Source organism: Afifella sp. JA880 (assembly GCF_025379905.1).
Lineage (GTDB): Bacteria > Pseudomonadota > Alphaproteobacteria > Rhizobiales > Afifellaceae > Afifella > Afifella aestuarii.
This window is the reverse complement of the sequence record NZ_JAOANH010000001.1, coordinates 1-17,422: the sequence shown is the minus strand read 5'-3', so window position 1 is coordinate 17,422 and position 17,422 is coordinate 1. Positions and strand designations below refer to the sequence as shown.

Sequence of the window (17,422 nt, the reverse complement as noted above, 5' to 3'; positions counted from 1 at the left end):
TTTTGCCACCTCAAGACCCTTTTGTGGTGACAATCGTCTCCAAGGGGCTCTTATGCCACTCGGGTCGAGTGCCGTAGCCGAGGCGGATATCTCCGGATTGTCAGGCACTTGCCCCGCAATGCCACGTTCGCGGTTGAGGCTCTCACCGCCGCTCGGAGCCTCCTTGAATAAATCCGTCGATTCTTTCGAGGCAAATGGCCGCCCGAGCGAGAGAAAGCCATTTGCTCGCCAGAACGCGATGCCAATTGGCATCAGGCGCACGATCGATCAGGTCTCGTCTTCGCCTTTGGCACGTTCGCGCCGCACCCGGTCCCAATGATCGAGCCGTCGTTTGAGCTCCGCTTCGAACCCACGTCCGGTCGGCACGTAAAAGTCCTGACGCTCCAGCTCTTCGGGGAAATAATTCTGCCCCGAGAACGCCTCTTCCTGAGCATGGTCATAGGCGTAGCCGGCCCCATAGCCTTCCGACTGCATGAGCTTGGTCGGAGCATTGAGAATGTGCTTCGGCGGTTGGAGCGAGCCGGCCTCCTTAGCCGTCCGGCGCGCGGCGCCATATGCCTTGTAGAGAGCGTTCGATTTGGGCGCCGTTGCGAGATAGACCACGGCCTGGGCAATGGCGAGTTCGCCTTCGGGCGAGCCCAGCATGTGGTACGCCTCTTTCGCAGCATTCGCCTGCACGAGCCCCTGCGGATCGGCGAGGCCGATATCCTCCACAGCCATGCGGATCACTCGCCGCGCCAGATACATCGGGTCTTCGCCTGCATCGAGCATGCGCCCGAGATAGTAGAGAGCCGCCTGCGGGTCGGAACCGCGCACCGATTTGTGCAGGGCCGAAATCAGGTTGTAATGACCATCCCGGCTCTTGTCGTAGATCGGCGCCCGCCGCTGCAGAACCTTCTGCAGACGCTTCGCATCGAAGGTTTCGTCTTTTCCCGCCGCGCGCCAGACCTCTTCGGCGAGCGCGAGAACGGCCCGTCCGTCGCCATCGGCCATACGCAGAAGAACGCCGCGCGCTTCCTCGTCGAGCGGCAGCTTTCGCCCTTCCTCATTCTCGGCACGTTCGACGAGCTTGCCGAGTGCGTCAGAATCGAGCGGGCGAAACACCAGAACGGCTGCACGCGACAGAAGCGCCGCGTTGAGCTCGAAAGACGGGTTTTCGGTGGTCGCCCCCACGAGCGTCACCGTCCCGTCCTCCATGACGGGAAGAAAACTGTCCTGCTGTGCGCGATTGAAACGATGGATTTCGTCGACGAAGAGAAGCGTCCCCTGCCCCGTTTGCCGCCGCCCGCGCGCCGCCTCGAAATGCTTCTTGAGATCGGCGACGCCGGAAAAGATCGCCGACAGCTGCTGGAAATAAAGGTCCGTTTCGCGGGCCAGAAGCCGCGCGACCGTGGTCTTGCCCGTCCCGGGCGGCCCCCAGAAGACCAGAGAGCCGAGAGAGCGCGTCCGAAGCATCCGGGTGAGCGTGCCGTCCTCACCCGTCAGATGCGGCTGGCCGACGACATCGGCGAGCTTTTTTGGCCGCAGCCGGTCAGGCAAGGGCTGCGGCGCGCTCTTTTCCAATCCGGCTGCTGTGAAGAGATTGTCCGACAAATGCCCCTCATCCACCGATGACAAGCCGCGAGAGCCGGCCACCACGGTTGACCGTGATCCGCCACAATCGCTGCTTTTGGCTCGTCATACGTTTCAGCTCGCTCGACGATTCAACACCGTGCCCCTGCAAGGCAACGACAATATCACCCGGCTGCAGGCCGAGCTGCGCGGCGGGTGAACGCGGCTCTACCTTGGTGACCGCGACGCCCTCTTGATCGCTTGGCAGCCGCAGTCTCTCCGCAAGCCTCGGCGAGAGATTCGCGACCGTCGCCCCGGTCAGCGGCGAATAGCCGTCAAGAAGCTGCTCGTCGGCCCGCACCGTCTCCGGCGCCGATTCCAACGAGACAGTCAGCGTCTTCTCTGCCCCATCGCGGAGCACGACGAGCTTCTCCGTCTCGCCAATTCCCTTGATCGTCAGCCGGTATTCGAGCGAACGCGGATTGGCCACCTCGTAATCATCGGCCGACAGAACGAGATCGCCGACCGCAAGACCGGCCTTTTCGGCAGGAGAGCCCTCGAAGACCTTGACGACGAGCGCCCCCTGGGGCCGCGGCAGATCGAGTGAGCGGGCAATATCCGGCGTCACCTTCTGGAAGGTCGCCCCGATCCAGGGGCGCACAACTTCCGTCCCGCCGGCGAGCGCCTGGGCGGCCACCGCCTGCGCCATGTTGGAAGGAATCGCGAACCCGATTCCGTTCGAACCGCCAGACCGCGAGAAGATCGCTGAATTGATACCGACAAGCCGGCCCTTCACATCGATCAATGCGCCGCCCGAATTGCCCGGATTGATCGCCGCGTCCGTCTGGATGAAAAACGACATGTCGGAGATACCGACCTCCGTTCGCGCCACCGCAGAGACGATGCCGCTGGTCACCGTCTGCCCGACCCCGAACGGGTTGCCGATCGCGAGCACGAGATCGCCGACCTCGAGATCGTCCGAATCGGCAAACGAAAGCGTCGGGAAGTCCGTATCCCCGTCGGAGATCTTCAGGATCGCAAGATCGCTCTGTTCGTCTCGCAACAGGATTTCGGCTTCAAATTCGCGCCCGTCCGACAAGGCCACCTTCACTTCATCGGCACCGCGGATGACGTGGTAATTCGTGACGACGAGACCGGATGCATCGACGATGACGCCGGAGCCGAGCGAATTGCGCGCACGCTCACGCGGCACGCCGAAAGGCGACCCGAAACCCCCATCACCGAAGAAATGCCGGAAGAAAGGATCGTCCGCGAAGGGCGACGGCGCTGTGCGCACGATCTGCTTCGCGTAGACATTGACGACCGCAGGAGCGGCCTTCTTCACGATCGGGGCAAAGGAAAGAGAAATCTCTTCACGGCTTTGCGGCACGTCCTCAGCATGCGCGAGCGGCACACCGACAACGACACCGCTCGAAACACCGGCAGAGGCGACCAGGACACAGCAGGCAAGGCGAAACTGACGAAACGACGTCACGAGAGCCTCCAATTTAGCAGCGGGAATGCGGGAGCGACCTTGACGCGCGCCACGGTCGTCCGCGCTTGAAAAGAGTGAGCCAGGAACCGGTCAAATCCGGAAATTCTATGTCGTGCGGGCAATGATCCGGCCACATGCCGCCCGCGCCAACAAAAAAGGGGCCACGCGGGCCCCTTTTCGCAATCCAGGAAGAGCGACAAGCCTTACGCTGCGGCTTCCGCAACCTCGGCCGCTTCCATGCGAGCACGATCTTCGGCGCCGCGCGCATCCTCGTCGCGATCGACGAATTCGATCACGCCGACCGGCGCACTGTCACCATAGCGGAAGCCGGCTTTGAGCACGCGGGTGTAACCACCGTTCCGCTCACCGTAGCGTGGGCCGATCGTCTCGAAGAGCTTCTTGACCATCTCTTCATCGCGCAGCCGCGACATTGCGATCCGGCGCGCATGCAGGTCGCCCCGCTTTCCGAGCGTGACGAGCTTCTCCACGAACGGCCTGAGCTCTTTTGCCTTCGGCAGGGTTGTCACGATCTGCTCGTGGCGAATGAGCGCCGCCGCCATATTGGCAAACATCGCCTGACGATGGCTCGACGTCCGATTCAGCTTACGGCCGGTCTTTCTGTGGCGCATGGCCCTGTCTCCTCATTCGAACGACGGCTCCCGCCGCTGTTCATCAAAGCTTAGTATTGGTCTTCGAAGCGTTTGGCGAGATCGTCGATATTGTCGGGCGGCCAATTGGCCACTTCCATACCGAGATGCAGGCCCATGGAGGCGAGAACCTCCTTGATCTCGTTCAGCGACTTGCGGCCGAAGTTCGGCGTGCGCAGCATCTCCGCCTCGGTCTTCTGAATGAGATCGCCGATATAGACGATGTTGTCGTTCTTCAAGCAGTTGGCCGAGCGAACCGAAAGCTCCAGCTCGTCCACCTTCTTCAGAAGCGCCGGGTTGAAGGCGAGCTCCGGGGTCGCCTCGTGGACTTCTTCCTTCTTCGGCTCGTCGAAGTTGACGAAGATCGAAAGCTGGTCCTGCAGGATCCGGGCCGCATAGGCGACGGCATCGTCCGGCGATACCGACCCATCGGTCTCGAGCGACAAGGTCAGCTTGTCATAGTCGAGGACCTGGCCTTCACGCGTATTCTCGACGCGATAGGAAACCTTCTTGACCGGCGAATAGAGGCTGTCGACCGGAATGAGGCCGATCGGCGCGTCTTCCGGGCGGTTGCGGTCCGCCGGGACATAGCCCTTGCCGGTATCGACCGTCAGCTCCATGCGAATGTCCGCTCCCTCGTCGAGCGTGCACAGAACGTGTTCGGGGTTGAGCACCTCGATATCGCTGACCGTCTGGATGTCGCCCGCCAGGACCACGCCCGGGCCGGACTTCCTCAGCGTCAGCCGCTTCGGGCCTTCGCTCTCCATCTTGATGGCGATTTCCTTCACGTTGAGGACGATGTCGGTGACATCTTCCCGAACGCCAGCGATGGAGGAGAATTCGTGCAGAACGCCATCGATCTGCAGGCTGGTCACAGCCGCACCCTGCAGCGAGGACAACAGCACGCGGCGCAGCGCATTGCCGAGCGTCAGGCCGAAGCCGCGCTCAAGCGGTTCTGCGACGACGGTAGCGATGCGGCTCGCATCGGACCCGTGCTTCACATCAAGCTTGTTCGGCTTAATGAGATCCTGCCAGTTCTTTTGTATCACCACGGGGACGAACCTTTCGTTTTGTGCTCTCGCATGCAGACGCGACTCGCATCCGCGAGCCGCGTACACCTCAAATGCGAGATCAGACGCGGCGCCGCTTCGGGGGACGGCAGCCGTTGTGGGGGATCGGCGTCACGTCACGGATCGAAGTAATGGTGAAGCCCGCAGCCTGCAGCGCGCGCAGAGCCGATTCACGGCCCGACCCAGGTCCGGAAACCTCGACCTCGAGCGTCCGCATGCCGTGCTCCTGCGCCTTCTGCGCAGCGGTCTCGGCCGCGATCTGAGCGGCATAGGGCGTCGACTTCCGTGACCCTTTGAAGCCCATCGCGCCGGCAGAGGACCACGAAATCGCGTTGCCCTGCACGTCGGTGATGGTGATCATCGTGTTGTTGAACGTCGAATTCACGTGGGCAATGCCCGACGTAATGTTCTTGCGCTCGCGCCGACGCACCCTGGTGGTATCTTTCGCCATCTAAGTCAGGCCTTCCTTGGCGTTATTTCTTCTTGCCGGCGATTGCCTTGGCCGGTCCCTTACGGGTCCGGGCATTGGTATGGGTGCGCTGTCCGCGCACCGGCAGCCCGCGCCGATGGCGCAGCCCGCGATAGCAGCCGAGATCCATCAGCCGCTTGATGTTCATGGCCGTCTCACGACGGAGATCGCCCTCGACGATATAGTCGCGATCGATCGCTTCGCGGATCTGCAAGATCTCTGCGTCCGACAGCTCGTTGACGCGACGCGACAGGTCGATGTTCGCTTTCTCAGCGATTTCACGCGCCATGGCCGGTCCAATTCCATGGATGGCCTGCAGCGCGATCACGACGCGCTTGTTGGTCGGAATGTTGACGCCAGCAATACGTGCCACGTCTTTCTCCTCTTTGTCTGGCGCAGTCCGCATCCGCGGCGCGCCCCGGCTTCACCTATTCGGGACGAAACGCCAAAAAACGACGCCCCAAGCTTCATCCGAGCTTCGGCGCCGTTATCCGCACTTCAGGATTGCGCCGGAGATAGTCCTTACGCGGCCGCCCGTCAACCGCATCGACCGAAGATCAGCCCTTCAAATCGCCCATAACGTCTTCGATTGCGGCTGCGACGTCTTTCGCTGGCATCATTCCGTCGACGTGACGGAGTTTTCCCTTCGCCCAGTAGTACCCGACGAGGGGCGCCGTATCGCGATAATACGCAGCAAGCCGCTTGCGAATCGTTTCCTCGTTGTCATCGTCGCGCCGCCGGAACTCGGTCGAGCCGCAGACGTCGCAGACACCTTCTTTGGCCGGCTTCTTCATCGTGTCGTGGTAGATCTCGCCGCAATTGGCGCAAGAGTACCGACCCGCAACCCGATCGACCAGTGCCTCGTCCTCGACCGTCAAGAGCACGACGCCGTCGAGCGGCATGCCCTTTTCCGAAAGCAGGACTTCGAGCGCGTCCGCCTGCGGCAAAGTCCGCGGGAAGCCGTCGAGCACGAAGCCCCTCAGGACGTCGGCCTCGTCGAGCCGCTCCGACATGATGTTGATGACCACCTCGTCCGGAACGAGATTGCCGCTGTCCATGATGGCCTTCGCCTTGAGACCGACGTCGGTGCCCGCGGCGGCAGCGCCGCGAAGCATGTCACCCGTCGATAGCTGCACGAGGCCGTGCTTCTCTACAAGTCGCTGGGCCTGGGTGCCCTTCCCGGCTCCGGGAGGTCCCAGAATGATCAGTCTCATCGACGCCGGCTCCCGCGCAGCTTCGATTTCTTGACCAGCCCTTCGTACTGGTGCGCGAGCAAATGGCCCTGCACCTGTGAAACAGTATCCATAGTCACACTGACAACGATGAGGAGCGAGGTGCCGCCGAAATAGAACGGCACGGAGAGCTCTGCGATCAGAAATTCAGGAAGAAGACACACAATGACGAGGTAGGCGGCACCTGCGACGGTGATCCGCGTCAACACGTAGTCGATATATTCCGCGGTGCGCTCCCCCGGGCGGATACCCGGAATGAAGCCGCCATGCTTCTTCAGCTGGTCGGCCGTGTCCTTCGGATTGAACACGATCGCCGTGTAGAAGAACGCGAAGAAGATGATCAACGCCGCGTAGATCGCCATATGCAGCGGCTGCCCACGACCGAGCATCGCCGTCACCTGAGCAAGCCAGGCGGGTCCCTGACCAGCCGAGAAATTCGCCACCGTGATCGGCAGCAGCAGAAGCGACGACGCGAAGATCGGCGGGATGACGCCCGACGTATTGAGCTTCAGCGGCAGATGCGACGTGTCGCCCTGGAACATCCGGTTGCCCATCTGACGCTTGGGATACTGGATGATGAGCCGCCGCTGGGCCCGCTCGACGAAGACGATGAAGGCGATCACGGTGACGACCAGAACCATCACGGTCAAGATCACCGGCGTCGACAAGGCGCCCTGACGTCCGAGCTCGAGCGTACCCGCCAAAGCGTTCGGCAGATTGGCGACGATGCCGGAGAAGATGATGAGCGAAATGCCGTTGCCGATGCCGCGCGAAGTGATCTGCTCACCGAGCCACATCAGGAACATCGTGCCGCCGGTCAGCGTCACGACGGCGGTAAACCGGAAGAACCAACCCGGATCTGCGACGATGCCGCTTGAGGAGCCCTCGAGGCCTACGGCGATGCCATAGGACTGGAACGCGGCCAGCACCACGGTCAGATACCGCGTGTACTGGTTGATGACCTTGCGGCCCTGCTCGCCTTCCTTCTTCAGCTGCTCGAGCGTCGGGATCACCGTCGTCATCAGCTGAATGATGATCGAAGCCGAGATATAGGGCATGATCCCGAGCGCAAAGATCGCCATGCGGCCGACGGCACCGCCGGCAAACATGTTGAAGACGCCCAGGATACCCTGCGACTGCTGCTCGAACGCCTGCTGCAGGGCTTCGATGTTGATGCCCGGCAGCGGGATATACGTGCCGAGCCGATACACGAGCAGCGCACCGAGAGTGAACCAGATCCGCTTTTTGAGCTCCGTCGCCTTCGAAAAGGCGCCGAAGTTCAAATTGGCGGCAAGCTGTTCGGCTGCAGAAGCCATTGGAACTCCGAATGCGGTTTAGGCAGGGAGCCGTCTTCGCTTAGGCGGAGGCGTCTTCGCTCTTGCCGGATTGGGATTTGGCCGGGACCGGTTCGATGATCGTGACCGAGCCGCCAGCCTTCTCCACAGCCTCGACGGCCGCGCGCGAGGCGCCGGCGACCTTGAGGGTCAACTTCGCGGTAAGCTCGCCATCTCCGAGGATACGCACACCGTCCTTCGTCCGACGGATGACACCGGCGGCCTTGAGAGCAGCCGCATCCACATCGGCCTTGGCGTCGAGCTTGCCGGCATCAACCGCCTGCTGCAGACGCCCGACATTCACTTCCGTGAAGTCTTTGGCGAAGATGTTGGTGAAGCCCCGCTTCGGCAGACGACGATGCAGCGGCATCTGACCGCCCTCGAAGCCCTTGATTGCGACGCCCGAACGCGAGGTCTGACCCTTCACGCCGCGGCCGCCGGTCTTGCCGAGGCCCGACCCGATGCCGCGTCCAACGCGCTTGCGCCCTTTGACGGCTCCCGGATTATCGGAAAGTTCGTTGAGTTTCATTGGGTTTAAGCCCCGATTCAAAATCGTTGTGTCAGTTCTCGTCGACGACGCGAACGAGATGCTGAACCTTGGCAATCATGCCGCGGGTTGCCGGAGTGTCAGGCAGAACGGAACGACGGCGCTGTTTGTTCAGGCCGAGCCCGATCAGCGTCTGCCGCTGCACGCCAGGACGGCGCAGCGGGCTGCCGGTCTGCTCCACAGTGATGGTTTTCTCAGCCATGATCAGGCTCCCTGCGCCTCACTACCGACTTCGTGCTGGCGACGAGCCTGCAGCGTCGACACTTTGATGCCCCGACGTGCCGCGACCGAGCGCGGGCTGTCCTGCTTCTTCAGAGCCTCGAACGTCGCCCGCACCATGTTGTACGGGTTGGATGTGCCGAGCGACTTCGCGACGACATCATGCACGCCGAGAGTCTCGAAAACCGCACGCATCGGACCGCCGGCGATGATGCCGGTACCGGCCGGAGCCGCACGCATCAGAACACGCCCGGCGCCGTGGCGGCCGTGAATGTCGTGATGCAGCGTGCGGCCTTCGCGAAGCGGAACCCGGATCATCGACCGCTTGGCCGCTTCCGTGGCCTTGCGGATCGCTTCCGGAACTTCGCGCGCCTTACCGTGACCGAAGCCAACCCGACCGCGCTGATCGCCGACCACGACGAGCGCGGCGAAACCGAAGCGGCGACCGCCCTTCACGACCTTGGCGACGCGGTTGATATGCACGAGCTTGTCGACGAATTCGCTGTCGACCTTCTCCTCGCGCTCCCGGCGTCCGCCGCCACCGCGCTGTGAACGTTCTCTTTGCGCCATTTTAACCTTCGTCCGTCTGTTTGCTCGACTGCCGGGTCGGCCCGACGACCTGTCTCATATTCCTAAAAGTCCAGCCCGGCTTCGCGGGCGGCATCTGCCAGGGCTTTGATTCGCCCATGATAGATATAGCCTCCGCGGTCAAACTGCACCTTTTCGATACCGGCTGCCTTCGCACGCTCTGCCAAGAGCTTGCCAACGGCAGACGCGGCCTGGACATTCGCGCCGCTCTTCAGCGTCTCACGCAGATCCTTTTCCACGGTCGAAGCGGAAACCAAGGTCCGCCCCTGCGTGTCGTCGATGATCTGAACATAGATATGCTGCGAAGAACGGAACACGGAAAGCCGCGGCCGCCCGTAAGCAACCCGCTTCAGCGCCGCCCGCACCCGGCCCTTGCGGCGCTCGGTACGCATCCGTTGACGCGTCGTTGAGGTTCCCATCGTTGCGCTCCGTTACTTCTTCTTACCTTCCTTACGGAAGATACGTTCCTCTGCGTATTTGACACCCTTGCCCTTGTAGGGCTCCGGCGGGCGCCAATCGCGGATCTCTGCGGCCACCTGGCCGACCTGCTGCTTGTCGATACCGCTGATGACGATTTCCGTCGGGCGCGGTGTCTGAATCTGGATACCTTCCGGCACCGGATAGGTGACGTCGTGGCTATAGCCAAGCGAAAGGCTCAGCGCCTGGCCCTGGGCCTGCGCACGATAGCCAACGCCGTTGATCTCCAGACGCTTCTCAAAGCCCTGGCTCACACCGGTGACGATGTTCTGCACCAAGGTGCGGGACATTCCCCAGGCTGAGCGGGCCTTCTTCGACTTGTTGACCGGATCGACCTTGATGCCGTCATCGTCCATGGCGACGTCGACGTCGTCGACGAGGACCACAGAAAGCTCGCCCTTCGGGCCCTTCGCCTTGACCGTGTGGCCGTCAACCGACGCCGTCACACCGGACGGGATCGAAACGGGCTTCTTGCCAATTCGCGACATGATCTCTTACTCGCTTCTTCAGCCCGCCTAGAAGACGCGGCACAGAACCTCGCCGCCCACATTCTGCTCGCGAGCGTCATAATCCGCCATGACGCCCTTCGGCGTGGAGAGGATCGAAACGCCCAAGCCCTTATGAACGGTCGGGATCGATTTCACAGACGCGTAGACCCGCCGCCCCGGCGTGGAGACGCGCTGAATCTCGCGGATGACCGGCTCGCCCTCGTTGTACTTCAGCTCGATCTCGAGCTCCGAAATACCGTTGGCGTGATCGACTTCCGAATAGCCGCGGATGTAACCTTCCGCCTGCAGGACGTCGAGAACGCGCATCCTGAGCTTGGAGGACGGAGAGCTGACCGAGGTCCGCCGGCGCCCCTGCGCGTTGCGGATACGGGTCAGCATATCGCCGAGAGGATCATTGATAAGCATGATATCTCTCCTACCAGCTCGACTTGACGAGGCCGGGGATCTTGCCCTCGTTGCCCAGCTCGCGAAGGGCAATACGGCTCATCTGAAGCTTGCGATAGAACGCACGCGGACGGCCCGTCACCTCGCAACGGTTCCGCACCCGGCTCGGAGCCGAGTTCCGCGGCAGCTTCGCAAGCTTAAGCCGGGCAGCAAAACGCTCCTGGTCCGACAGCGATTCGTCCGCCGCCAGCGCCTTCAGCGCCTCCCGCTTCGCCGCATACTGCTTCACGAGCTTCATGCGGTGCCGGTTCTTCTCGATTGCGCTCTTCTTCGCCATACTTACCTCTTCACGCCCTAACCGCGTCTAGCAGGCTGTGCCTGCTACTGCCGGAAGGGAAAGTTGAATTCCCTGAGGAGCGCCCGCCCCTCATCGTCCGTCTGCGCAGTCGTGCAGACGATGATGTCCATGCCCCAGATCTGATCGACCTTGTCGTAGTTCACTTCCGGGAAGACGATGTGCTCTTTGATGCCAAGCGCGTAGTTCCCGCGCCCGTCGAAGCTCTTCGGATTGAGGCCACGAAAGTCACGCACACGCGGCAGAGCCACGTTGACGAGACGATCGAGAAACTCGAACATCCGCTCGCGGCGCAGCGTCACCTTGACGCCGACCGGCATGCCTTCGCGCAGCTTGAACGTCGCGATCGACTTGCGAGCCCGCGTGATGACCGGCTTCTGGCCGGCGATCAGAGCGAGATCCTCGGCAGCCGACTGAACCTTCTTGGAATCAGAGACCGCTTCGCCGACGCCCATATTGAGGACGACCTTGTCGAGCCGCGGTACCACCATCGGGTTCGCGTAGCCGAACTCTTCCTTCAGCTTCGGCACGATCACATCGCGGTAATGTGCCTGCAGCCGCGGCGAGTAGCTGTCGATATCGAAAGCAGCCTCAGCCATCGATCGTTTCTCCTGAGCGCTTGGCGTAGCGGACCTTGCGGCCGTCTTCCAGAACCCGGAAGCCAACCCGCGTCGGGCCGCCCGTCTCTTTGTCTTCGAGCGCGAGATTGGACAGATGCACAGGCGCTTCCTTGCGCACGATGCCGCCTTCTTCGCTCGCGGTCTGACGCTGATGACGGGTGATCATATTCACCCCGCGCACCAGCGCCCGGTTCTCTTTCGGGATCACCCGGATCACTTCGCCCTTGCGGCCCTTATCCTTGCCGGCAAGAACGATGACCCGATCACCCTTTTTGATCTTCGCGGCCATCAACAAACCCTTTTCACAGCACTTCCGGTGCCAGCGAGATGATCTTCATGTGGTTCTTCGCGCGGAGCTCGCGCGGAACCGGGCCGAAGATACGCGTGCCGACCGGCTCTTTCTGGTTGTTCACCAGCACAGCCGCATTCTTGTCGAAGCGGATGACGCTGCCGTCCGCACGACGAATGTCCTTCGCGGTGCGCACCACGACCGCCTTCATCACGTCGCCCTTCTTCACGCGTCCACGCGGAATGGCTTCCTTGACGGAGACGACGATGATGTCGCCGACATGGGCGTACTTTCTCTTCGAGCCGCCGAGCACCTTGATGCACTGCACGCGGCGCGCGCCGGAATTGTCCGCCACATCGAGGTTGGTCTGCATCTGGATCATGGCCCGACGTCCTTCTTGTTCTTCATCCGGAACCGCGGTTCCGACAGTTGTTTCTGTGCGCTATTCGGTCGGTGCTTCGCGGCCGATCGCCAGCCAGCACTTGTTCTTCGAAATCGGACGGGTCTCCTGGATGAAGATCACGTCGCCGACCTTGAACTCGTTGTTCGGGTCATGCGCCTGATACTTCTTCGTCCGACGGACCGTCTTCTTCAGGAGCGGATGTGTAAAGCGCCGCTCGACGTCGACGGTAACCGTCTTGTCGGAGATGTCGCTTACCACCGTGCCTTGCAACACGCGTTTCGGCATTCTTCGCTCCTCAAGCCTTCGCCGCGGCGGCATGCTTCTGCGCCGCAATGGTTTTGATACGCGCAATCGTGCGGCGGACCTCGCGGATGCGGGCGGTCTTCTCCAGCTGGCCGGACGCCTGCTGGAAGCGCAGATTGAGCTGCTCCTTCTTCAAGCGGCCGAGCTCGTCGTTAAGCTCGTCCACCGATTTGGTATGAAGTTCGGTCGCCTTCATGGCCTCTTCCTCACTCGCCGATCCGGGTGACGACACGCGTCTTCACCGGCAGCTTCGCAGCTCCAAGACGCAGCGCCTCACGCGCGGTCGCCTCGCCGACGCCGTCGATCTCAAACATTACGCGGCCCGGATGAACGCGGCACGCCCAGTATTCCGGCGAGCCTTTGCCCTTACCCATACGCACTTCGGTCGGCTTCGACGACACCGGCACGTCCGGGAAAATACGGATCCACACACGGCCGGCACGCTTCATATGACGCGTGATCGCCCGACGAGCCGCTTCGATTTGCCTGGCGGTAATCCGCTCCGGTTCCATCGCTTTGAGGCCGAAGGAGCCGAAATTCAGATCCGTCCCGCCCTTCGCCGCTCCGTGGATGCGGCCCTTATGCGCCTTGCGGAACTTGGTGCGTTTGGGTTGCAGCATGTTCTTCTCTCAATTCCCTTATCCGATCAGCCGCAGCGTCTTAGGCCGACGCGCCACGGCGCGAGGCTTCAGGCCCGTCGAGCTGCCGCTTCTCGGATGCAAACGGGTCGTGCTCCAGGATTTCGCCCTTGAACACCCACACCTTGATGCCGATCGTGCCATAGGCGGTATGCGCCGTGGCCGTCCCGAAATCGATGTCCGCGCGCAGCGTGTGCAGCGGAACGCGACCTTCGCGATACCATTCAGCCCGCGCGATTTCCGCGCCGCCGAGCCGGCCGCCGCATGCGATCCGAATGCCCTGGGCGCCAAGACGCATCGCCGACTGCACCGAGCGCTTCATCGCCCGGCGGAACGCCACGCGGCGCTCCAGCTGCTGCGCGATCGACTGAGCGATCAGGGCAGCGTCGGTCTCGGGCTTGCGCACCTCAACGATGTTGATGTGCACTTCCGAGTCGGTCATCCGCGCCACCTTGCGGCGCAGCTTCTCGATGTCGGCGCCCTTCTTGCCGATCACGATGCCCGGCCGAGCCGTCTGGATCGTCACGCGGCACTTCTTGTGCGGGCGTTCGATCACGATGCGCGACACCGCGGCCTGCTTGAGATCTTCCATCAGAGCGCGGCGGATCCTGAGATCCTCGTGCAACAAGGGCCCGTATTCCGCGTCACTGGCGAACCAGCGGGAATCCCAGGTCTTGTTGATGCCGAGCCTGAGGCCGATCGGATTGACTTTCTGTCCCATACCTTACTCCTCGGCGCTTAGGCCGCGTCCTCGACTTCGCGCACGACGATGGTGAGATTGGAAAACGGCTTGGTGATCCGTCCGACCCGGCCGCGCGCTCTCGGAGAAAAGCGCTTCATCACGAGCGCCTTGCCGACGTGAGCTTCCGCGACGACCAGATTGTCGACGTCCAAGTCGTGATTGTTCTCCGCATTCGCAACCGCGCTCTCCAGGGTTTTCTTCACCTGAATGGCGATACGTTTGCGCGAGAAGGTGAGATCGGCAATCGCCGTCGACACCTTCTTGCCACGGATGAGGCCGGCAACCAGGTTCAGCTTTTGCGGCGAAATGCGCATCATGCGCGCAACCGCCTTGGCCTCGTTGTCGCCGAGCGCCCGCTCACGCTTGGGCTTACCCATGGTTACTTCCTCTTCGCCTTCTTGTCCGCCGCATGACCGTAATAGGTGCGGGTCGGAGCGAATTCGCCGAACTTGTGCCCGATCATGTCTTCCGTCACGAGCACAGGGATATGCTTGTGCCCGTTATGGACGCCGAAAGTGAGCCCGACGAACTGCGGGAGAATGGTGGAGCGACGGCTCCAGATCTTGATCACTTCCTTGCGGCCGGACTCGCGGGCCTTCTCCGCCTTCTTGAGGAGGAAGCCGTCAAAGAACGGACCTTTCCAGACTGAACGTGCCACTTCGATTGAACTCCTGATCCTGCCTGTGCCGGCCCGTTACTTCTTGCGGGCGTGGCGAGAGCGGACGATGTATTTCTGCGATTCCTTGTTGGACCGCGTGCGCTTGCCCTTTGTCGGCTTGCCCCAGGGGGTCACCGGGTGACGGCCGCCCGAAGTGCGTCCTTCACCACCGCCGTGCGGATGGTCGATCGGGTTCATCGCCACACCGCGAACACTCGGCCGACGTCCAAGCCAACGCGACCGACCTGCCTTGCCGAGGCTCACATTGGAATGATCCGGGTTGGAGACGGCGCCAACTGTCGCCATGCACACACCCTGAACCAGACGCTGCTCGCCAGATCCGAGACGCAGAACCGTATAGCCCTGGTCACGTCCGACGATCTGCGCGTAGGCGCCCGCTGAGCGCGCCATCTGGCCGCCACGGCCCGGCTTCAACTCAACATTATGCACGATCGTGCCGACCGGCATCGCCCGCAGAGGCATGGCGTTGCCCGGCTTCACGTCGATATTCGACTGGCCGGAAACGATGGTGTCGCCCTCGGCGACGCGCTGCGGCGCCAGGATGTACGAAAGCTCGCCATCCTCGTAGCGCACCAGAGCAATGAATGCCGACCTGTTCGGATCGTATTCGAGGCGCTCCACCGTTGCCGGCACGTCGAACTTGCGACGCTTGAAATCGATGATGCGATAGCTGCGCTTGTGACCACCGCCACGCCGACGCGCCGTCGCCCGACCGAGATTGTTGCGCCCGCCCGACTTTGTCAGACCTTCCGTCAAGCTCTTCTCGGGCTTGCCATTCCAGAGGCCCGAGCGGTCGACGATGACCAGCTGACGCTGGCCCGGCGTACGCGGATTGAAGGTTTTCAAAGCCATCGCTTAAAGACCCGTCGTCACGTCGATCGAGTGCCCTTCCTGAAGGGTCACGATCGCTTTTTTGAAATCGCCCTGCCGGCCTTTGATGCCGCGGAAGCGCTTGGTTTTACCCTTCCGCAGGAGCGTGTTCACCGCCGTCACTTTGACCTTGAAGAGCTCTTCCACGGCAGCGCGGATTTCAGGCTTCGTGGCATCCTTCTTCACCTTGAAGACGACCTGATTGTTCTCAGACGCAAAGGTCGACTTTTCGGTGATCACCGGCGACAGGATTGTGTCGTAGTGTTTGAGGCTGGTCATTTGAACCGCTCCTCCAGCGCCTCGATCGCCGACTTCGTCAAAACCAGCTTCTCGCGACGCAGAATGTCGTAGACGTTGATGCCCTGCACAGGCAGCACATCGACATTGCGCAGATTGCGCGCCGCCTTGGCGAAGTTGTCGTCGAGCTGCGCACCGTCCACGATGAGGACGCTGTTGAGCCCGAGCCCGGCGAACTGAGCGGCAAGACCCTTGGTCTTCGCTTCGCCCGCCTTGGCATCATCGATGATGATCAACGTCTCAGTCTTCGCCCGCACAGAAAGAGCGTGCTTCAGAGCAAGAGCGCGAACCTTTTTCGGCAGCTCGATCGCATGGCTGCGAGCAACCGGACCGTGAGACTTGCCGCCGCCGCGAAACACGCCAGGCTTCTTCGAACCGTGACGGGCGCGACCGGTGCCCTTCTGACGATACATCTTGGCGGTCGTCATCGAGACTTCGCCCCGATCCTTCGCCTTATGCGTTCCCGCCTGACGCTTCAGGAGCTGGTAGCGGATCATGCGCTGCAGGAGATCCTGCCGCGGCTCGAGGCCGAAAACCTCGTCCGATACCGACACCTGCCCGGCAGATTCACCGGCGAGCGTGGTGACTTGAAGTTCCATTATTCTGCGCCCCCTTCGGCGGTCTCGGGCGTTGCAGCAGCGCCAGCATCCCCACGCAACGCGGCCGGAGTCGGAACACCCTCAGGCGCCGCCTTCTTGATCGCGTCGCGAACCAAGAGCCAACCGCCCTTGGCACCCGGAACGGCGCCGCGCACGAGAAGAAGACCCTTCTCGGCGTCGGTGCGGACGATCTGCAGATTCTGCGTCGTCACCCGCGTGTCGCCCATATGACCGGCCATCTTCTTGTTCTTGAAGACCTTGCCCGGATCCTGGCGGTTACCCGTCGAACCATGGGAGCGGTGCGACACGGACACGCCGTGGGTCGCACGCAGACCACCAAAATTGTGCCGCTTCATGGCACCGGCGAACCCCTTACCGATCGAGGTGCCGGTGACGTCGACATACTGACCGGGCAGAAAATGCTCGGCCGTAATCTCGGCGCCGACTTCGATCATGTTTTCCGGGCTCACGCGAAATTCCGCGACCTTACGCTTGGGCTCGACTTCGGCCTTCGCGAAATGCCCGCGCATGGCCTTCACGGTATTCTTCGGCTTGGCGCGCCCGACACCGAGCTGCACGGCCGTGTAGCCGTCCTTCTCCGCTGTGCGCTGAGCGACGACCTGGCAATTGTCGAGCCTCAAAACGGTGACCGGCACCTGCTCGCCGGCTTCCGTGTAGACCCGGGTCATGCCGAGTTTTTTTGCGATGACGCCAGAACGCATCCTGGTCTTCCCTTCGTCAGGTATCCGCTAGAGCTTGATCTCGACGTCGACGCCCGCCGCGAGGTCGAGCTTCATCAAAGCATCGACCGTCTGCGGTGTGGGATCGAGGATGTCGAGCAGGCGCTTATGCGTGCGGATTTCAAACTGCTCGCGGCTTTTCTTGTCGACATGCGGCGACCGGTTCACCGTGAACTTCTCAATCCGGGTCGGCAGCGGGATCGGCCCGCGGACCTGCGCCCCGGTCCTCTTCGCCGTCGAGACGATTTCCGCCGTCGACGTATCGAGAACGCGGTGATCGAAGGCCTTAAGCCGGATCCGGATGTTCTGTCCGTTCATTTCATTGCCTCACAGACGGGGCGTGGTGTCCGCGGGTGCGAACAAGC

General features: G+C 62.1%; 29 protein-coding genes. All 29 read right to left on the bottom strand.

The window, feature by feature from the left end:
* Positions 1-267: 267 nt before the first annotated feature.
* On the bottom strand, positions 268-1,593 hold the full coding sequence (locus tag NYQ83_RS00145) for a replication-associated recombination protein A (protein WP_261211179.1): 1,326 nt from the start codon (positions 1,591-1,593) through the stop codon (positions 268-270).
* A gap of 7 nt (positions 1,594-1,600) precedes the next feature.
* Positions 1,601-3,046: a DegQ family serine endoprotease gene (locus NYQ83_RS00140; RefSeq protein WP_261211177.1), complete on the bottom strand. Its 1,446-nt coding sequence runs from the start codon at positions 3,044-3,046 to the stop codon at positions 1,601-1,603.
* A gap of 203 nt (positions 3,047-3,249) precedes the next feature.
* The gene (gene rplQ / locus NYQ83_RS00135; RefSeq protein ID WP_092816606.1) at positions 3,250-3,675 is read right to left on the bottom strand and encodes a 50S ribosomal protein L17; all 426 of its coding nucleotides are present in this window, start codon (positions 3,673-3,675) and stop codon (positions 3,250-3,252) included.
* A gap of 50 nt (positions 3,676-3,725) precedes the next feature.
* The gene (locus NYQ83_RS00130) at positions 3,726-4,742 is read right to left on the bottom strand and encodes a DNA-directed RNA polymerase subunit alpha (RefSeq protein WP_261213869.1); all 1,017 of its coding nucleotides are present in this window, start codon (positions 4,740-4,742) and stop codon (positions 3,726-3,728) included.
* Between the two features lie 82 nt (positions 4,743-4,824).
* Positions 4,825-5,214 (bottom strand): 30S ribosomal protein S11, encoded by a 390-nt coding sequence (rpsK, locus tag NYQ83_RS00125; RefSeq protein WP_092816604.1) that lies wholly within the window; start codon positions 5,212-5,214, stop codon positions 4,825-4,827.
* Between the two features lie 22 nt (positions 5,215-5,236).
* Positions 5,237-5,605, bottom strand: coding sequence for a 30S ribosomal protein S13 (rpsM, locus tag NYQ83_RS00120; protein ID WP_234628239.1), 369 nt, complete (start codon positions 5,603-5,605; stop codon positions 5,237-5,239).
* A 184-nt stretch (positions 5,606-5,789) separates the two neighbouring features.
* Entirely contained in the window at positions 5,790-6,446 is a 657-nt protein-coding gene (locus tag NYQ83_RS00115) for an adenylate kinase (protein ID WP_261211162.1), read from the bottom strand.
* The gene (gene secY, locus NYQ83_RS00110) at positions 6,443-7,780 is read right to left on the bottom strand and encodes a preprotein translocase subunit SecY (protein WP_234628241.1); all 1,338 of its coding nucleotides are present in this window, start codon (positions 7,778-7,780) and stop codon (positions 6,443-6,445) included. The genes NYQ83_RS00115 and secY overlap by 4 nt, the downstream gene beginning before the upstream one ends.
* Positions 7,781-7,820: 40 nt before the next feature.
* Positions 7,821-8,327, bottom strand: coding sequence for a 50S ribosomal protein L15 (gene rplO, locus NYQ83_RS00105; protein ID WP_261211159.1), 507 nt, complete (start codon positions 8,325-8,327; stop codon positions 7,821-7,823).
* 31 nt (positions 8,328-8,358) lie between these two features.
* A complete protein-coding gene (gene rpmD, locus NYQ83_RS00100) occupies positions 8,359-8,547 on the bottom strand; it encodes a 50S ribosomal protein L30 (RefSeq protein WP_128294257.1) in 189 nt (62 codons plus the stop codon).
* 2 nt (positions 8,548-8,549) lie between these two features.
* Positions 8,550-9,134 (bottom strand): 30S ribosomal protein S5, encoded by a 585-nt coding sequence (gene rpsE, locus NYQ83_RS00095; protein ID WP_092816594.1) that lies wholly within the window; start codon positions 9,132-9,134, stop codon positions 8,550-8,552.
* A gap of 62 nt (positions 9,135-9,196) precedes the next feature.
* Positions 9,197-9,544 carry a 50S ribosomal protein L18 gene (gene rplR / locus NYQ83_RS00090; RefSeq protein ID WP_128294258.1) on the bottom strand — a complete coding sequence of 116 codons (348 nt, stop codon included), beginning with the start codon at positions 9,542-9,544 and terminating at the stop codon, positions 9,197-9,199.
* Positions 9,545-9,583: 39 nt separating this feature from the next.
* Positions 9,584-10,117, bottom strand: coding sequence for a 50S ribosomal protein L6 (rplF, locus tag NYQ83_RS00085; RefSeq protein WP_092816590.1), 534 nt, complete (start codon positions 10,115-10,117; stop codon positions 9,584-9,586).
* Between the two features lie 27 nt (positions 10,118-10,144).
* Positions 10,145-10,543 carry a 30S ribosomal protein S8 gene (gene rpsH, locus NYQ83_RS00080; protein ID WP_092816588.1) on the bottom strand — a complete coding sequence of 133 codons (399 nt, stop codon included), beginning with the start codon at positions 10,541-10,543 and terminating at the stop codon, positions 10,145-10,147.
* A 10-nt stretch (positions 10,544-10,553) separates the two neighbouring features.
* Positions 10,554-10,859: a 30S ribosomal protein S14 gene (rpsN, locus tag NYQ83_RS00075; RefSeq protein WP_092816586.1), complete on the bottom strand. Its 306-nt coding sequence runs from the start codon at positions 10,857-10,859 to the stop codon at positions 10,554-10,556.
* Between the two features lie 44 nt (positions 10,860-10,903).
* Positions 10,904-11,476 (bottom strand): 50S ribosomal protein L5, encoded by a 573-nt coding sequence (rplE, locus tag NYQ83_RS00070; RefSeq protein ID WP_128294259.1) that lies wholly within the window; start codon positions 11,474-11,476, stop codon positions 10,904-10,906.
* On the bottom strand, positions 11,469-11,786 hold the full coding sequence (rplX, locus tag NYQ83_RS00065; protein WP_092816583.1) for a 50S ribosomal protein L24: 318 nt from the start codon (positions 11,784-11,786) through the stop codon (positions 11,469-11,471). The genes rplE and rplX overlap by 8 nt, the downstream gene beginning before the upstream one ends.
* 13 nt (positions 11,787-11,799) lie before the next feature.
* Positions 11,800-12,168 (bottom strand): 50S ribosomal protein L14, encoded by a 369-nt coding sequence (gene rplN, locus NYQ83_RS00060; protein ID WP_092816581.1) that lies wholly within the window; start codon positions 12,166-12,168, stop codon positions 11,800-11,802.
* A gap of 60 nt (positions 12,169-12,228) precedes the next feature.
* Complete coding sequence (gene rpsQ, locus NYQ83_RS00055) at positions 12,229-12,474, bottom strand: 30S ribosomal protein S17 (protein WP_092816579.1); 246 nt, start codon at positions 12,472-12,474, stop codon at positions 12,229-12,231.
* Positions 12,475-12,484: 10 nt separating this feature from the next.
* The gene (gene rpmC, locus NYQ83_RS00050; protein ID WP_092816577.1) at positions 12,485-12,688 is read right to left on the bottom strand and encodes a 50S ribosomal protein L29; all 204 of its coding nucleotides are present in this window, start codon (positions 12,686-12,688) and stop codon (positions 12,485-12,487) included.
* Between the two features lie 10 nt (positions 12,689-12,698).
* A complete protein-coding gene (rplP, locus tag NYQ83_RS00045) occupies positions 12,699-13,112 on the bottom strand; it encodes a 50S ribosomal protein L16 (protein ID WP_092816575.1) in 414 nt (137 codons plus the stop codon).
* A gap of 40 nt (positions 13,113-13,152) precedes the next feature.
* Entirely contained in the window at positions 13,153-13,851 is a 699-nt protein-coding gene (gene rpsC / locus NYQ83_RS00040; protein ID WP_261211118.1) for a 30S ribosomal protein S3, read from the bottom strand.
* Positions 13,852-13,868: 17 nt separating this feature from the next.
* Positions 13,869-14,249: a 50S ribosomal protein L22 gene (rplV, locus tag NYQ83_RS00035; protein WP_092816571.1), complete on the bottom strand. Its 381-nt coding sequence runs from the start codon at positions 14,247-14,249 to the stop codon at positions 13,869-13,871.
* 2 nt (positions 14,250-14,251) lie between these two features.
* Positions 14,252-14,530 carry a 30S ribosomal protein S19 gene (gene rpsS / locus NYQ83_RS00030; protein WP_092816569.1) on the bottom strand — a complete coding sequence of 93 codons (279 nt, stop codon included), beginning with the start codon at positions 14,528-14,530 and terminating at the stop codon, positions 14,252-14,254.
* A 36-nt stretch (positions 14,531-14,566) separates the two neighbouring features.
* The gene (gene rplB, locus NYQ83_RS00025) at positions 14,567-15,403 is read right to left on the bottom strand and encodes a 50S ribosomal protein L2 (RefSeq protein ID WP_261211113.1); all 837 of its coding nucleotides are present in this window, start codon (positions 15,401-15,403) and stop codon (positions 14,567-14,569) included.
* A gap of 3 nt (positions 15,404-15,406) precedes the next feature.
* Complete coding sequence (locus tag NYQ83_RS00020) at positions 15,407-15,700, bottom strand: 50S ribosomal protein L23 (RefSeq protein WP_092816565.1); 294 nt, start codon at positions 15,698-15,700, stop codon at positions 15,407-15,409.
* On the bottom strand, positions 15,697-16,317 hold the full coding sequence (gene rplD, locus NYQ83_RS00015; protein ID WP_128294262.1) for a 50S ribosomal protein L4: 621 nt from the start codon (positions 16,315-16,317) through the stop codon (positions 15,697-15,699). The genes NYQ83_RS00020 and rplD overlap by 4 nt, the downstream gene beginning before the upstream one ends.
* Positions 16,317-17,039, bottom strand: a complete 723-nt coding sequence (rplC, locus tag NYQ83_RS00010; RefSeq protein ID WP_128294263.1) for a 50S ribosomal protein L3 — start codon at positions 17,037-17,039, stop codon at positions 16,317-16,319. Before rplC ends, rplD begins: the two co-directional genes overlap by 1 nt.
* A 27-nt stretch (positions 17,040-17,066) precedes the next feature.
* On the bottom strand, positions 17,067-17,375 hold the full coding sequence (rpsJ, locus tag NYQ83_RS00005) for a 30S ribosomal protein S10 (RefSeq protein ID WP_092816559.1): 309 nt from the start codon (positions 17,373-17,375) through the stop codon (positions 17,067-17,069).
* Between the last annotated feature and the right edge of the window lie 47 nt (positions 17,376-17,422).

Bases quoted from the DNA above. Each gene is read 5' to 3' on its own strand.
- rplF (WP_092816590.1), bottom strand. From the start codon at position 10,117: ATGTCGCGAATTGGCAAGAAGCCCGTTTCGATCCCGTCCGGTGTGACG.
- rplP (WP_092816575.1), bottom strand. From the start codon at position 13,112: ATGCTGCAACCCAAACGCACCAAGTTCCGCAAGGCGCATAAGGGCCGC.
- rplR (WP_128294258.1), bottom strand. From the start codon at position 9,544: ATGCGTACCGAGCGCCGCAAGGGCCGGGTGCGGGCGGCGCTGAAGCGG.
- rplE (WP_128294259.1), bottom strand. From the start codon at position 11,476: ATGGCTGAGGCTGCTTTCGATATCGACAGCTACTCGCCGCGGCTGCAG.
- NYQ83_RS00115 (WP_261211162.1), bottom strand. From the start codon at position 6,446: ATGAGACTGATCATTCTGGGACCTCCCGGAGCCGGGAAGGGCACCCAG.
- rpmD (WP_128294257.1), bottom strand. From the start codon at position 8,547: ATGGCTGAGAAAACCATCACTGTGGAGCAGACCGGCAGCCCGCTGCGC.
- rpsH (WP_092816588.1), bottom strand. From the start codon at position 10,543: ATGCTTATCAATGATCCTCTCGGCGATATGCTGACCCGTATCCGCAAC.
- rpsC (WP_261211118.1), bottom strand. From the start codon at position 13,851: ATGGGACAGAAAGTCAATCCGATCGGCCTCAGGCTCGGCATCAACAAG.
- rplC (WP_128294263.1), bottom strand. From the start codon at position 17,039: ATGCGTTCTGGCGTCATCGCAAAAAAACTCGGCATGACCCGGGTCTAC.
- rpsE (WP_092816594.1), bottom strand. From the start codon at position 9,134: ATGGCGCAAAGAGAACGTTCACAGCGCGGTGGCGGCGGACGCCGGGAG.
- NYQ83_RS00020 (WP_092816565.1), bottom strand. From the start codon at position 15,700: ATGACCAGCCTCAAACACTACGACACAATCCTGTCGCCGGTGATCACC.
- rpmC (WP_092816577.1), bottom strand. From the start codon at position 12,688: ATGAAGGCGACCGAACTTCATACCAAATCGGTGGACGAGCTTAACGAC.
- rplX (WP_092816583.1), bottom strand. From the start codon at position 11,786: ATGGCCGCGAAGATCAAAAAGGGTGATCGGGTCATCGTTCTTGCCGGC.
- rplD (WP_128294262.1), bottom strand. From the start codon at position 16,317: ATGGAACTTCAAGTCACCACGCTCGCCGGTGAATCTGCCGGGCAGGTG.
- rplQ (WP_092816606.1), bottom strand. From the start codon at position 3,675: ATGCGCCACAGAAAGACCGGCCGTAAGCTGAATCGGACGTCGAGCCAT.
- rplN (WP_092816581.1), bottom strand. From the start codon at position 12,168: ATGATCCAGATGCAGACCAACCTCGATGTGGCGGACAATTCCGGCGCG.
- rplO (WP_261211159.1), bottom strand. From the start codon at position 8,327: ATGAAACTCAACGAACTTTCCGATAATCCGGGAGCCGTCAAAGGGCGC.
- rpsJ (WP_092816559.1), bottom strand. From the start codon at position 17,375: ATGAACGGACAGAACATCCGGATCCGGCTTAAGGCCTTCGATCACCGC.
- rpsK (WP_092816604.1), bottom strand. From the start codon at position 5,214: ATGGCGAAAGATACCACCAGGGTGCGTCGGCGCGAGCGCAAGAACATT.
- rpsQ (WP_092816579.1), bottom strand. From the start codon at position 12,474: ATGCCGAAACGCGTGTTGCAAGGCACGGTGGTAAGCGACATCTCCGAC.
- secY (WP_234628241.1), bottom strand. From the start codon at position 7,780: ATGGCTTCTGCAGCCGAACAGCTTGCCGCCAATTTGAACTTCGGCGCC.
- rpsN (WP_092816586.1), bottom strand. From the start codon at position 10,859: ATGGCGAAGAAGAGCGCAATCGAGAAGAACCGGCACCGCATGAAGCTC.
- rplB (WP_261211113.1), bottom strand. From the start codon at position 15,403: ATGGCTTTGAAAACCTTCAATCCGCGTACGCCGGGCCAGCGTCAGCTG.
- rplV (WP_092816571.1), bottom strand. From the start codon at position 14,249: ATGGGTAAGCCCAAGCGTGAGCGGGCGCTCGGCGACAACGAGGCCAAG.